At 43.1% G+C, this 13,581-nt stretch carries 13 protein-coding genes and 2 tRNA genes; 9 read left to right on the forward strand and 6 right to left on the reverse strand.

Going from position 1 to position 13,581, the window contains the following annotated elements:
* Window positions 1-3 precede the first annotated feature (3 nt).
* Together M3661_RS07400 and M3661_RS07405 are read left to right on the forward strand one after the other, a co-directional pair.
* A complete protein-coding gene (locus M3661_RS07400; RefSeq protein ID WP_251483279.1) occupies window positions 4-1,344 on the forward strand; it encodes a tetratricopeptide repeat protein in 1,341 nt (446 codons plus the stop codon).
* 151 nt (window positions 1,345-1,495) lie between these two features.
* Window positions 1,496-1,708, forward strand: a complete 213-nt coding sequence (locus M3661_RS07405; protein ID WP_142544191.1) for a hypothetical protein — start codon at window positions 1,496-1,498, stop codon at window positions 1,706-1,708.
* Between the two features lie 88 nt (window positions 1,709-1,796).
* Here the strand turns inward: M3661_RS07405 and M3661_RS07410 are convergent, their stop codons facing one another.
* The 3 genes from M3661_RS07410 to M3661_RS07420 all read right to left on the reverse strand — a co-directional run bounded on the left by M3661_RS07410 (window position 1,797) and on the right by M3661_RS07420 (window position 3,141).
* On the reverse strand, window positions 1,797-1,982 hold the full coding sequence (locus M3661_RS07410) for a hypothetical protein (protein WP_251483280.1): 186 nt from the start codon (window positions 1,980-1,982) through the stop codon (window positions 1,797-1,799).
* A complete protein-coding gene (locus M3661_RS07415) occupies window positions 1,966-2,382 on the reverse strand; it encodes a P1 family peptidase (RefSeq protein WP_251483281.1) in 417 nt (138 codons plus the stop codon). The genes M3661_RS07410 and M3661_RS07415 overlap by 17 nt, the downstream gene beginning before the upstream one ends.
* 405 nt (window positions 2,383-2,787) lie before the next feature.
* On the reverse strand, window positions 2,788-3,141 hold the full coding sequence (locus M3661_RS07420; protein ID WP_251483283.1) for a hypothetical protein: 354 nt from the start codon (window positions 3,139-3,141) through the stop codon (window positions 2,788-2,790).
* 83 nt (window positions 3,142-3,224) lie between these two features.
* Between M3661_RS07420 and M3661_RS07425 the strand changes: the two genes are divergently transcribed.
* The 3 genes from M3661_RS07425 to M3661_RS31020 all read left to right on the forward strand — a co-directional run bounded on the left by M3661_RS07425 (window position 3,225) and on the right by M3661_RS31020 (window position 5,695).
* Window positions 3,225-4,181 carry a TetR/AcrR family transcriptional regulator gene (locus M3661_RS07425; protein ID WP_251483285.1) on the forward strand — a complete coding sequence of 319 codons (957 nt, stop codon included), beginning with the start codon at window positions 3,225-3,227 and terminating at the stop codon, window positions 4,179-4,181.
* A gap of 104 nt (window positions 4,182-4,285) precedes the next feature.
* Window positions 4,286-5,248, forward strand: coding sequence for an alpha/beta hydrolase family protein (locus tag M3661_RS07430; RefSeq protein WP_483874655.1), 963 nt, complete (start codon window positions 4,286-4,288; stop codon window positions 5,246-5,248).
* Window positions 5,249-5,254: 6 nt separating this feature from the next.
* Window positions 5,255-5,695, forward strand: coding sequence for a carboxylic ester hydrolase (locus tag M3661_RS31020; RefSeq protein ID WP_483874656.1), 441 nt, complete (start codon window positions 5,255-5,257; stop codon window positions 5,693-5,695).
* Between the two features lie 274 nt (window positions 5,696-5,969).
* On the opposite strand, the gene M3661_RS07435 is transcribed toward M3661_RS31020, so the two are convergent.
* The 3 genes from M3661_RS07435 to M3661_RS07445 form a co-directional block, all read right to left on the reverse strand.
* Entirely contained in the window at window positions 5,970-6,683 is a 714-nt protein-coding gene (locus M3661_RS07435) for a copper amine oxidase N-terminal domain-containing protein (protein ID WP_251483287.1), read from the reverse strand.
* A gap of 209 nt (window positions 6,684-6,892) precedes the next feature.
* Window positions 6,893-7,963, reverse strand: coding sequence for a DUF3810 domain-containing protein (locus tag M3661_RS07440; protein WP_311279541.1), 1,071 nt, complete (start codon window positions 7,961-7,963; stop codon window positions 6,893-6,895).
* Window positions 7,964-8,272: 309 nt separating this feature from the next.
* Window positions 8,273-8,348 (reverse strand) — tRNA-Ala (locus tag M3661_RS07445).
* Between the two features lie 738 nt (window positions 8,349-9,086).
* Between M3661_RS07445 and M3661_RS07450 the strand changes: the two genes are divergently transcribed.
* The 4 genes from M3661_RS07450 to M3661_RS07465 all read left to right on the forward strand — a co-directional run bounded on the left by M3661_RS07450 (window position 9,087) and on the right by M3661_RS07465 (window position 13,571).
* Window positions 9,087-10,130, forward strand: coding sequence for an ATP-binding cassette domain-containing protein (locus tag M3661_RS07450; protein ID WP_251483291.1), 1,044 nt, complete (start codon window positions 9,087-9,089; stop codon window positions 10,128-10,130).
* A complete protein-coding gene (locus tag M3661_RS07455; protein WP_251483293.1) occupies window positions 10,127-10,942 on the forward strand; it encodes an ABC transporter permease in 816 nt (271 codons plus the stop codon). Before M3661_RS07450 ends, M3661_RS07455 begins: the two co-directional genes overlap by 4 nt.
* A gap of 324 nt (window positions 10,943-11,266) precedes the next feature.
* Window positions 11,267-11,342 (forward strand) — tRNA-Lys (locus M3661_RS07460).
* Window positions 11,343-11,564: 222 nt separating this feature from the next.
* Window positions 11,565-13,571 (forward strand): serine hydrolase domain-containing protein, encoded by a 2,007-nt coding sequence (locus tag M3661_RS07465; RefSeq protein WP_251483294.1) that lies wholly within the window; start codon window positions 11,565-11,567, stop codon window positions 13,569-13,571.
* Window positions 13,572-13,581: the final 10 nt, after the last annotated feature.

Raw genomic sequence — 13,581 nt, forward strand, 5'->3', positions numbered from 1 at the left:
TGAGTGACAAACCTTAATCCCAGCGATATGGAAGGCTCAGCCTTGAATGAGACTTCAACATCAAGCGATGATTATGCTTCATTGACCGAATCTGTTCTAAATTCCGTGTCAGATCAGATGTCTACTCCGTCTGACCCGTTCAATGAAAGACTCACCCTAGCTATCCAACTTTATCTGGATGGCGTAGCTGGGAGTGCGGCTGCTGTTCAAGAAGCACATCAAATTTTAGAACAGCTGCACGCCGATGATCCAGATCATCCTCTTGTTGGTGCTTACTATGGCAGCACCATGATATTGATTGCAAGAGATAAAACAGAGGCATCTGATAAATTGAAATGGTCAAAGCAAGGATTAAAAATGCTCGACAATGCGGTAGCCGCCGACCCACACAACAGTACGATCCGACTGCTTCGCGGCAAGTCCTCTTACAATCTCCCAGAGCAGTACTTCCATCGGACGAAGACGGTGATTGAAGATTTTACCCACGTCCTCAATACACCACCTGACACGCTTGACACCGAAGAACTCATCTATGAACTCGGTGAGGCTTACTCTAAGATAGGCCAGAACCAAGACGCGGCTACGCACTTTAGAAAATTGGAGAGTCAAACACAAAATTCGGCATGGAAGCAGCTTTCCAAGCAAAAGCTGCAAGAGCTAGAAGGAAAACCAGCAGTTGAAAAAATACCAAACAAAGGCCCCTCTTCCATCTTGATTGAAGCTACTCGAACTGTAGGCAACGCCCTCCTTACTTTGTTTGGTAATGAAAAGGAGTATGAAAAAGCGAAAGAAAAGGCGGAAGATCGCGAGAAGAGACGTGCAAAAGAACGTGCAGAAGAACGTGCGAGAGAACGTGCGAAAGAACGCGCGGAAAAACGTGCGAGAGAACGTGCGGAAGAACGTGCGAAAGAACGCGCAGAAGAACGTGCGAAAGAACGTGCAAAGGAACATGAGAAGGAACATGTGGAAGAACGTACGAATGAGCATGTGGAAGAACGTACGAATGAGCATGTGGAAGAACGTACGAATGAGCATGTGGAAGAACGTACGAATGAGCATGTGGAAGAACGTACGAATGAGCATGTGGAAGAACGTGCGAATGAGCATGTGGAAGAACGTGCGGAAGAACGTGCAAAAGAACGTGCAAAAGAACGTGCGAAGGATCGTGCGAAAGAACGTGTGAAAAAACGTGTGAAAGAACGCGTGAAAAAACGTGTGAAAAAACGTGCGAAAGAACGTGCGAAAGAACGTGCGAAAGAACGTGCGAAAGAACGTGCGAAGGATCGTGCGAAGGATCGTGCAAAGGATCGTGCAAAAAGACGTGCAAAAGAAAAAGCCAAATAGTTGGTGCAAGAAATGGCCTTAGAAAAAGAAGAGAAACATCTCTCCTTCTAAACCACTCCTGATGTTAGTTGGTCGACGCTAGCAGTAAGTCGAATTTCCATCAGACTATACTTCAGGGGGATACCCGTATTATCGGAAGGGGGTGAGATACATGTCTGATAAACACAAAGAATTTTTCAAGGGTTTCCTTGACTCTGCTTTAAAAAGCGGCGCTAACAACTTCGGCAAACATCTTCTAGATGCAGTAAATGACGAAAACCAACCCGTTGATATTGTTTTTGGGAGAATCGTAACTGCCCTTAGGGACGGTGCCATTGCAACAGGTCAAGACGTGTTGCGAGCTCAACTTAATCAGAATAAGTAGTTAACCTTGACAAAATGGGTTGAGGATCTTGTCCTCAGCCCATTTTTGCTGTTTGAACGAACAGTTTGGAAGTGATCGAAACCTCATTTCACTTCTTACTTTGTTGATGTTTAATTTCTGCTTGGGCTGCCTCTACTCCTCTGACGATGGCCTGCTCAAGCACCACCGCTGCTACGGTGCCGACTGCGGTTACGGCCGCATTGCCAATAAGCCCGCTGGTATCGGTTCCAGTAGCTATGCAGAATACAGTGTCTCCGTCACCTTGAATATGCACTGGGGAAGAAGTTGCTGCCGCCTGTAAGAAGAACCCCCTGTATAAGATCCGTTGAAGTTCCGGGTTTAATCGCATCTGTCTGTTCCGTACCCGGATAGCCGCCTCTAACATCCACGCCGGGAACTGCACCTTCAGGGTACAAAATAACCGTGCAACCGGTACGACCGCTTCTATCCTCTGCGTGCCCCACTAGGATACCCGGAACATCAGTAATACTCCCTTTGGCATAAACTTTTGTCCCCTGACCAATTAATCGGTTGGCACTCGGTCCAATCGGATGATTAAGTATGCTGTGATCATCTTGATATACTTTCTTTACGGGATTCTTCTCATTATTGAAAAAAATTTTATTGTTTTTTTCAGGTACCCCTTTGCCTCGATAAATCCCTGAATTCCTCATTCGAACTGGAAAACCCCATTTTGTTTTTTTCTATCCATTTTTTCAACTCCGATTTCATGCAGAATTGTACTGCTTAAAGCCTCATCTGATGACGTTCATCTATAAATAATATGTTTGGGATGACAAACGTGCTCTGATGAAAACCAAAAAAACCACCTTGTCAGGTGGATTGGCTCAGTTTCGGGCCCGAATATACTGCTTCGAATCAATAGCGACATTAGCAGTAAACTGTTGAAATTGAAATTTATCTGAAGGAAGTGGAGAAATGTGTCCGACATAAAGAACAACGCCTAAGATTGGAAACCCCACTTAGGCGTTTAAATTGAGCGAAGAACAATGACTGGCTTAGCGAACGAATCTTTTCAAGATAGCACCTAGATCAATAGAAATTATGAGAAGTCATCCTCATAAGATTCTTGTTAATTCACTGTTAATTACTCGATGTGCGGCAACATAACGATCTTTCGGACTAATCCCAAACGATGCAAATTGAACTTTCGATTGATTTGTAATAAATTGAACTTCATACTGTTTCGTATTTCCCACAAAAAAGCTATTGAATGTGGATGCATTCGGTTTCACAGTAAATACAACGTTATGAATCAATTTCTTCTTTCCGTTTAATGCAAACACTTTGATTCTTACTCTAGCATTTTTATGTTGATGCTGGTTTATCGAGTTCACAGCAATATCTTTAGATACAATCTTGTCTTTCTCCGTTAGATTATTTAGCGGTCCAGTCGAATATTTACGAATCATACATATTCTCCCTTTAATAAGTTTAGATATTAAGAAAAGAGTCATCTCCCTGTAATATCTTATTCATTCAGGGGTTTATCCGTTTGGGCAAATTGATGCCGATACCCTTTGACAGCAAAATCCAAAGATTGATTGCTCGCGCTTTCACTCGCGAAGGAGCGAATCTATTTCGGCGTATGTCCCGCCATCTGTCGGGAAATCTTGGACATAACGGTATCCGCGTGATTCGCCTTAGGTCACAAATGATTATCGCGTCTGAGGAGATGAGCTCCCACTATGTGCCTGTTGTACATGCCATATTGGCGTGTTTGGTTCTCTATAGGGCCCAAGTTGACATAGCTGATGGCTTCGCTTATCATTTAGATACATTTAAATGTATGTGTAGGAGAAATAAAATGGCCAGAAATAAATTTCCGGAAATTACACGAAAAAGAATTATGGAATCTGCAGTTAGACTATTTACGCTTAAAGGTTGGAACAATGTAACGATTCAGGATATTGTAGATGATGTAGGAGACATTACTCGAGGTGCTTTCTATCATCATTTCAAATCAATCTCAGACATCATTCAGTCCGTTACCAAAGAGATGATGATCCAGCAAGATGTTTTTAATAATATTGATGATTTAGAAAACTTAAATGCCTTAGATCGTTTAAGACAAGGAATCAAATATTCGATTCTACAAAGTATAAAAAACGGTGACCAATCGACCATTTCTCGCGAAATGATTTCAGCTGAGTTTGTTTTTAGTCGGATTACAGAAGGTATGAGAGTTGTTGCGCCAGGCATTCACAAAGTCATTGAAGAAGGTAATAAAGACGGTTCGATCCAAGTTGCGTATCCAAAGCAAACAGCAGAAATTTTTACAATGCTTTTTGATATCTGGATGAATCCAGGAATCTTTCATGTCAGCCGCGAGGAATTTGTTCAGAAAATTGAGCATATCGCCCTAATGTTTGAAAGAATTGGCATGCCAATAGTCAATGAAGAATTGAAAAATGTTTTTCTGGAGTTGTTTGATAACGTACAGGAACAATAAACTACTCAATGTAGTTTATTATTTTTTCATTTTACATTCAAATGAATGTAAAAAAATTTACCCACATACATTCAAATGTATGTATATGAAATGGAGGTTCTATGATGAGAAACTTAGAGTTTATTTTTGTAGCTCTACTGATCGTATCAAGCATCTTGTTGCTTTTTAAGCAGCGTGGTGTTACCAAGTATAATGTCATCATTTTATCGGTAACTTATATAGCCTTATTTGCAACTAACCTTGCAGTCGGGGTCAACTGGCGCTTGATACCAGCTTATATCGTAACAGTGCTTTTGACCCTGCAGGTTTTTATCAAACCACGCAACACGAATGTATCAAAAAAAAGAGGAGTGAGAATTTTAAAAGGGGCAGGTATTGTTGCCGCGGCGGCTGCCATGATTTCTTTACCGACGATTTTTCCCCTGCTCACATTTCCAAAGCCTACGGGAGAATATGCGGTAGGTACGCAAGCCTTTCATCTTGTTGATCAGAATCGAAAAGAATTTGTTGTTCCAAATAGTCAAGTATATCGTGAATTGATGGTACAGGTTTATTATCCAGCCGAAAAAGGAGCAGGCTCTCCTGCTCCTTATAATAAGAATATTGATGCATTAACTAAACAAATATCAGCTACACAGGGATTCCCTTATATCGCAACCACTCATTTGGGATTGACTGAAACCCATTCGTTTACAGACGCCACACCCTTACAAGCAACAAAGAAATTCCCACTGTTATTGTTTGCACATGGTATGAGCCTATACAGTCAACAAAACACCTTTCAGTTGGAAGAGCTGGCGAGTCATGGTTATGTAATCGTTGCTCTTAACTTTACAGGCGATGCGGCAACAACAGTTTTCCCGGATGGAGATCGGGTTGATTTTACACCTATTGAAAATACAATCACTTTTTTAAACAATCGGATTAAACTTTGGGAGCAGGATGCCGCATTTGTGCTAGATGAAGTAATCAAAGCAGATTTTGACGATAAATTTAAGCCGATCGCTAAGTTAATAGACTATGACCGTATTGGTATGTTAGGTCATTCTTTTGGTGGTGCCACTTAAGCTCAAATGTTGGTAAAGGATGCTAGAATCAAAGCTGCCATTGATATGGATGGCGGATTGTATGGTGACCCTATGCCGAAAGATGGCCCTGGAAAGCCGTTTATGCTGATGAATGCCGAGGCTTCGATTAGGTTCATGAAAGAGGCAATTGGCCGGGAACCAGGAAATCGGGATGAATTGTTTGTGGAGGCCTACCTGAGAAATCAAACCATTGAAAAACCTGGCGTGTATACTGCGATAATTCCTAAAACGAATCATGGCAGTTTCACTGACTTAGCAGCCGTTTCGTCGATCATTAATGAACCAGGAGCTGATGTACCCGCGATTTTTCAATTGATTAACGAATTGTCACTGAGCTTCTTTGATAAAAATTTAAAAGGAATCACCGATAATAAAATGAACGAAATTCAGCAGAAACATCCTGAAATTAACTTAACTAGATATTGATACATGGTAGCTGTTTTGTATATGAATGGTGGCACGCCGTCCCGGACTGTTCATCCATTGATCCATCACTTCGGAGGGATCGTCTGACTTTTGGCGATATCTTTTCCTGCGGAACTATAAGTGATTCACATCCTTTAGTTTGTACAATGCGACGAAATGCTCCAAATCTATCAGAAATAACTAGCGAAACTACGCTGAAATAAAGGAAACCCCATAGCTTATAGGAAATTTCCCGATAAGCTATGGGGTTCATTACATATCATAAATATAATATTTATTCAGAAACATCTTGGAATGTTAAACCAGGGAAAACGGTATAATTCTTTAATTGGGTATCACTGATTATGTTTGCATAATCTATTAGGTATCCCTTGCTCATATATGGAGCTACATCAAAGTCCCATTCAGCCACAAATGGTGTGGATAAGTTCATGTAATGAACTATTTTTACACGTACTTTGTATTGGTCTCCATCGCTCCTACCTTCCCCTTTTCTTTTAGCATCTACTATTTTTTTAGCATCTACTATTTTCAACTCTAGAATGGAAGGATATACTCCTCCTCCTGGTAGTTCGATTGAACCGTTATTCAAGTAACTAGAGGCTATTGTTTTTTTCCAAGCTTCTTCATCCCTTGAATCATATGTAACGAAATACTTATTAATCAAAGATACGATGTCTGCCCATTGTCCCCCAGTCAGATTTAATTTTTCATTCCATAGATCAGGAGTAGAAACCGAAGTTCCGCTTTTCTGATTAATAATTACTGTTTGTTTTTTAGAATCCCAAGTCACATCAGCACCTAATGCCTTAGAAATCGTACTAATAGGAACCATGACTCTTCCATCAACATTGCGAGGCGAAACGTCAGTAGGTACTGTTCGACCGTTTACAACAATTGAAATTTTCCCACTAGCAAATGCTCCCCCAATTAACAAAGAGGTAAGAGCAAAAACAAGTGATACAACAATGACCTGCTTTTTCTTCATTTTAAACCTCCTAAAATATATTATTGGACGGAATTCCCAGAATGATCTTATCACACTTATTGATAAATTACATCTTTATCGATCTTCATATCTATCCGGCAGTAGTTTTTTCCATTCACAATATACATTTACCGACGCTCCAGCATATGGAATGGGAAATACTTTTATTTTGTTTATTTCACTCACTCCTAATAATATCTATACTTTATTTAATGATACTTCTCTATTCCTCGCTGCTCTGCCAGCAACAAATTTACCATACCACTATAGCTATTCAAACCGTCTGTCTGATTATTCGCCTTCAGATATAAGTCATTTACAATTCTTGAAATACTCGAAATAACACCCTCATACTTATCCCGATACTGCTCATTTTGTACTATGTCATGCTGCACCGCCTTGGACAGACTGGACATTATATCAGACGCCTGATCTGAATCAACTTTCTTTAGTGCTGATATAGAATAATCAAACGCTAGAAAAAAACCACTGTAGAGTATCATTGGATCATCCTGCTGCTTACATGCCAGATAAGCTATAAAATTTGCCTCATCCTCATGCATAAAACCACTCTGATGTGCCAATTCATGTGCCATAGTAGCAGGCACTAAGAAAACTGGCACATTAACATTAATATTGGATTCAAAAGTAAAAGGGACAAAAATACCGTGTATCCCTGCACGCGACATTAGTTTTGACATCACCACTGGTTTTGGTGTTGAATATAAAGAATGCTCCAAAACAGGATATTTCTTTGATAACATTTGCATCGACAGCACTGCGTGTTGTGCATAATAATTAAAATTATCTGGTACTTGAGCCAAAAGAGCAGTATCCTCTAACTTTTCCCTTGCCAATTCCATTTCAACAGCAAGTGACTTACACAATTTCACTAGTTCGTCCTCGCTGTAGTTTCCCTCTTGATATTCGGTATAGGACAAAAAAGAATATCTGTGATAGTTTATTCCACCCAAAACAGTATAGCAAAAATATATCACGCTACAGATTGCAACTATTCCTAGAGTACCACGATAAACTACCATCCTACGTGCACCTTTACTCATGATAACCTTGCGCACATAATAACCTATATAAAATAGAAAAAGTAACACAACCAACACTACGAGCCATTCACTGACAGAAAATTTGACCCAAGAAGGTACAAATCCTACTGTTTTTGACAATATCGGATATACAGACTTACTGTATTTTTCTGCCCAATCCTGATGGTTCTGCGCGTATTTTGTCAGTATATAAGCCATAACTCCCAGTGAGATCAATGGCAATCTCTTAAGTAAAAGCTTTTTGATAACACATCCTCCTATCAAAGCCAATCGGCTGCATTTATTATTTATTTGGTGGAGCCAAGGTGATTACGCTCGCAATGCTCACTCCATCCTTTATGGGATGTCCCATTCCTGATTGTTCTTTCTGTCGAAGCTTACTCAACGAAGACTACCTTAGGGGTGGAATGGGACGCCGTGCTCTATCGCCTTCGGCTCCTTGCGCGCGGACGAACCCGGGGTTCGCCCCCTTTTGCAATCCACCAAAATAAAAAAGCAGCCAATCGGCTGCATTTATTATTTATTTGGTGGAGCCAAGGGGGATCGAACCCCTGACCTCATCGCTGCCAGCGATGCGCTCTCCCAGCTGAGCTATGGCCCCATATTTTTGTATGCCAAACCATTATACTACCTCAACACAATTTCCTGCAAATTCCTATTATCGGCCTTGGTAGATTATTTTCTACTTCTTTTTAACAATTTCATAGCAATAGGAAGCACTTAGACATCATTCCTTCTTATTTCTCTATTTATCTTTCTTTTTCATTAAACCGTACAAATCCCATGATTCGTTAGGTCGTGTTTTTTCTTTGATCGATTTCATTTTCAATTGACCCGAAATGGATATCATTGTATTCTCTAACGAAGATATCCCCTTTTCTTCCCCCTCGAAGCACACCCTTGAGTATAACTTCGTCTACATCATTGGCATCCCAATTGGTTGTTTTGGAGGTATAGGAGCACTTCTTGGATTAAGTCTCTCAAATGACAATCTTCCCGAAGTCTATACATACCTCCTCCAAAATGATCATATCATCATCATTGCGAACATCATTCTAGGACATACGCTCGTATCAAGCATATACCGAACACAAGCACACTAAACCATTCATTATCTACATCCTTATTGAATAACATTTATCCTAGATAACACGCTGTTGGTTAGGCGTGTTTCTTTGTGCTCATAACAAGGCTTCATCTTACGCCGTTGTTTATCGGTCTACAGACTGACTGGAAAACCATTCCACAGAAGGTTTATCAGGCTGTAAATTACTTTTACAATGCAAATAGACTAAAAAACGAGTGCATACATTCCATCTTGAAGTAAGGAGAAATGGAAATGAACAATAATTTCAACATAGCAGGTTCGAGCAGCAGTGAATGGGCTGTTCAAGCCCGTGGGCTCGTCAAAACATTCGGAGACAATCGCGCTGTCGATGGCGTAGACTTGAACGTTCGCGCTGGTTCGATATACGGCGTGCTGGGTCCAAATGGAGCAGGGAAAACGACGACGATTCGAATGTTAGCTACTTTATTGCGTCAGGATGCTGGCGAGGCACGGATCTTCGGACACGATGTCGTGAAGGAATCCCATATCGTCCGTCAATTAATTGGGGTCACAGGACAATACGCATCGGTTGACGAGTCCCTAAGCGCGACCGAGAACCTCATTATCTTCTCGCGGCTGCTCGGTCTAGGTCGTGCGGAAGCGCGGCGCAAGGCTGCTGACTTGTTAGAGGAGTTTGGCTTGTCAGAGGCAGCCAAGCGACCGCTCAAGAGCTTCTCAGGAGGCATGCGCCGCAGGCTGGATTTGGCTGCGAGTCTCATTGCTCAGCCTCCGCTCATCTTTTTGGATGAACCGACAACAGGGCTGGATCCGCGTACGCGCTCACAGATGTGGGATACGATTCGCCGTTTAGTCGATACAGGCTCAACCGTGCTCCTCACCACACAGTACCTCGATGAAGCCGATCAGTTGGCAGATCGTATCGCGGTTATCGACCGCGGCCAAGTTGTCGCAGAAGGCACAGTGGATGAACTGAAGGCTTCCGTTGGAACGTCGTCGCTGCATGTAAGACTCCAACATGAAAAAGATATCGCCGATGCGCGTGCAATCGTAGATCAAGTACTTCAAGTCCGCTCCAATGTAACCGCCGAAGCTGGAACCATCACTGCACCGATGGCCGACGCCGACCAAGTAACCGACCTGTTGATCGCTCTGCGCAACAAAGAAATTCGACTTGCCGAAATCAGCGTACAGAAACCTACCCTTGACGAAGTATTTCTAACCATCACCGGGAACAGCTCTGCGAGTGCGATAGAGAACACGAACGCGATCCACAATACCGAACGCATGAACGTTAGAGAGGAGGCACGAGTATGAGTAATGCAACCGTAAATAAGAACCCAAACCAGCAGTTAAAAAACTATGCCAGCTTCGGTCAGTCACTGCGTAATTCAATGACAATGGCCTATCGTGGGCTGCTCAAAATAAAGCGTACCCCCGAGCAATTGTTCGATGTAACCATTCAGCCCATTTTGTTTACCCTCATGTTCACCTATATATTTGGCGGGGCAATCTCAGGAAATGTACATGATTACTTACCGATCATTATCCCCGGCATTCTTGTTCAGACGGTCATCACGAGTGCCGTCGCCACTGGTGTCCAATTGCGTGAAGATATGGATAAGGGCGTATTCGACCGCTTCAAGTCACTTCCGATCGCGCGTATTGCGCCTTTGGCGGGAGCCCTTCTGGCAGATACGATCCGTTTTGCCATTGCGACCGTACTCACCTTTGTGATGGGCTACTTGATGGGCTATCACCCAGCCGGAGGCCTAGGTTATGTCGCAATCGCCGGCTTGCTTGTCATTGCGTGCTCTTGGGCAGTCAGCTGGATTTTTGCCTTTTTCGGCGTCATTGCTCGTACAGCCGCAAGCGTACAAGGGATTGCCATGATGGTGCTGTTCCCGCTCACCTTCCTCTCTAATGCGTACGTACCGGTCAATACGATGCCAGATTGGCTTCAATGGTTTGCTAATATAAACCCAATCACTCATTTAGTAAGTGCTGTACGTGAGCTCGCCAATCAAGGTACGATCGGCATTGAATTTGGCCTCACTCTCCTGTGCGCTATGGTCATTGTAGCCATCTTCGCTCCACTCACCGTTCGGGCTTATATGCGCCGCACCTAAATTTCAAATAAGCAGCCCTCAACAATTTCGGTAACTGAAAAAACATCTTAACACCCAAATGTAAACATGTACGGTAAGGAGTAGAGAATTAAATCCCTGCTCCTTATCGCATGATACGGGAAATGGAAGTATTCCTAACAGAGTCATACTACACCCGTAGCAGAGAAGGGAATATCCTTGAATATCCACGGATAACCCCCTTAATTCTATTTTACGAATCGCCTGTAGAGGTCTATACTTAAGGGGTATTAAGGAACAAGGCACTTCTTAAATAGCTTCGTTCAATCGGGATGCTTCAATCCCCCTTGAACCCAGTTATCATACGGGTTCTTAGCTCAGTTGGTAGAGCAGTTGACTCTTAATCATCAGGTCGAGGGTTCGAACCCCTCAGAACCCACCAATTATGTGATCAAAACGGCAGAGAATGCCGTTTTTTTGTTGCATTTTCCCGCTTACCAAACATTGATCCTCCCAATAGAATCTTGCATCCCATGTCCCCTCCCCTAAGATTCTGTTGTTCATCGAAAATTTCACTTTACATTAAGGTTACATAGAATCTGGATTAAGTTTGCTCCTATATTCTGATGATGCACGAAAATGATACAGAGGAGAGAGCAAAACAATGAATATATTTTCCAAGCGCGTGACGGCCATTGCACTGACCTTCACCGTGGTAACCGGCTTGCTCAGCGGTACGGGTACATTATCGAAAGTATCGGCAGCTGCGCCCGTAAACATAGGACCCCAAGACCCAAAAGAAGTTGAGCAATTTGCTGATGAATTTTTTAGCCGTCCTGAAATTAAGGACAGTATGGCAGGAGCTGCGTTTGTCGTCGTCAAGGGTGACAAGGTGCTGTTGAAGAAAGGTTACGGCTATGCAGATGTGGATAAAAAGCTGCCAGTCGATCCGGATCGAACCGTATTCCGCGTCGCTTCGATTTCCAAGGTGATCACCGCTACGGCCGTGATGCAATTGGCAGAGCAGGGTAAAATCGATTTGAACAAAGATGTGTCTGCATACCTGGGAGATATTAAAATTCCAAATAAGACTGGCACTCCCCTAACCACGAAGCATTTAATGACGAATTCGACCGGATTCGAATTCGGGGACGGCTCCGAATTATCTACCGACGATTTAACTAGAGAAGCATCTATCAAGCAATATGTATCGGACAATACGCCTACAGTGATCCGCAAGCCTGGCCAGTACTACCGCTATGACAATCTAGGCTTTACGATTCAAGGTTACATCGTAGAGCAAGTGAGCAAACAGCCATTTGGCACATACGTGCAGGAGCATGTTTTTAAACCGCTAGGTATGACAAACAGCGATTTCCGCGTAACCTCGAACATTACGAAACACTTGGCCGTTCCATATAACGTGATGGGAGAAGCAATTCCCACTTACGCAACGGTACCGACAGAGCTTCCAGGGGGCGGCATGTTCTCTACTGGTGCTGATATGGCCAACTTTATGCTCGCCCATCTAAACGGCGGCAAGCTGGGTGATGCAACGATTCTTAAGACAGAAACAGCAGCAGAAATGCATAAGCCTCAGCTCGCCGTGCATGAGAAGCTGCCGAACATGGCCTACGGATTCGAATACGCCAATCAGCAGCAATACAACGGACGTTATCTCATTGAGAAATCCGGGGACATGGCCGGGTATCACAGCAATATGTGGTTGATTCCTGATGAGAAGGTCGGCATTTTCGTTACTGTAAATAAAGATGTTGAGTTCCGCAAGGATTTGTTGGAAGCATTCATGGATCATTATTACCCGAAGAAAGAAGGCGCCCAGGCTCCTCATGAGCGAGCAACACGATCATTGGAAAAATTTGAGGGAATGTACAGCGATTTGCGAAATCGGATGTGGACCTCTCGGATTCGTGCCGAAGATGGCAAGCTTATCGTGAAGGATCCGTTTGGAGAGCACATACTGCATGAAATCGAGCCACTGCTCTTCCAAGATGAACAAGGCGTAAAAGCTGCATTCAAGTTAAATGACAGCGGCGAGGTAAAGGCATTTTATTACGACCTGAAATCAGATAGTTGGACCGAAAAATTAGCGGCGCCGCAGCAATATCAGGATGTTAATGACGACCATCCGTATGCTCCGTATATCTATCACTTGCGCCAATTGAAAGTCATTGATGACAGAAGCGGCGACAACCGCTTTCAGCCTGCACAAGCAATTACCCGGGAACAGTTTATCGGTTGGTTTATTCGATGGGCCGGGGTGTCTCCATCCAAGAGCAAGCCTGCTTTCATAGATATATCCGACAGTTCATTTGCTAAAGAAATACAATCTGCTTATGAGCTTGGTGTCATTCAGAAGCCTGAGAGCGGCAAATTCCATCCGCAGGAATTGTTGACGCGTCAGGAAGCAGCGACTATTATATGGCGTATGGCATTCAACCATGTGGGTACAGGACCGAAAGAAGCCCAGCTCAGCGGCTCCACCGATACCTGGGCGCGCGAAGGCGTTCAGTTCGTCATTGCCAAGCAATTATTTGGGCCTGAAGTTGTCCAAGGGAAAAACGGCACGTACAATTATCGATCCAAGCAGCCGATGCTGAAGCAAGAAGCTGCAGCGATGCTGTCTACGTTCGCTGACAATTTATTCTAATTCAACACAA

Origin of the sequence: Paenibacillus sp. MER 180 (assembly GCF_023713665.1) — a bacterium.
Classification (GTDB): Bacteria; Bacillota; Bacilli; order Paenibacillales; family Paenibacillaceae; genus Paenibacillus_B; species Paenibacillus_B suaedae.

Coding starts and splice junctions, on each gene's coding strand:
- M3661_RS07405 (WP_142544191.1), top strand. CDS start 1,496: ATGTCTGATAAACACAAAGAATTTTTCAAGGGTTTCCTTGACTCTGCT.
- M3661_RS07415 (WP_251483281.1), bottom strand. CDS start 2,382: ATGAGGAATTCAGGGATTTATCGAGGCAAAGGGGTACCTGAAAAAAAC.
- M3661_RS07420 (WP_251483283.1), bottom strand. CDS start 3,141: ATGATTCGTAAATATTCGACTGGACCGCTAAATAATCTAACGGAGAAA.
- M3661_RS07430 (WP_483874655.1), top strand. CDS start 4,286: ATGAGAAACTTAGAGTTTATTTTTGTAGCTCTACTGATCGTATCAAGC.
- M3661_RS31020 (WP_483874656.1), top strand. CDS start 5,255: ATGTTGGTAAAGGATGCTAGAATCAAAGCTGCCATTGATATGGATGGC.
- M3661_RS07435 (WP_251483287.1), bottom strand. CDS start 6,683: ATGAAGAAAAAGCAGGTCATTGTTGTATCACTTGTTTTTGCTCTTACC.
- M3661_RS07450 (WP_251483291.1), top strand. CDS start 9,087: ATGAACAATAATTTCAACATAGCAGGTTCGAGCAGCAGTGAATGGGCT.
- M3661_RS07455 (WP_251483293.1), top strand. CDS start 10,127: ATGAGTAATGCAACCGTAAATAAGAACCCAAACCAGCAGTTAAAAAAC.
- M3661_RS07465 (WP_251483294.1), top strand. CDS start 11,565: ATGAATATATTTTCCAAGCGCGTGACGGCCATTGCACTGACCTTCACC.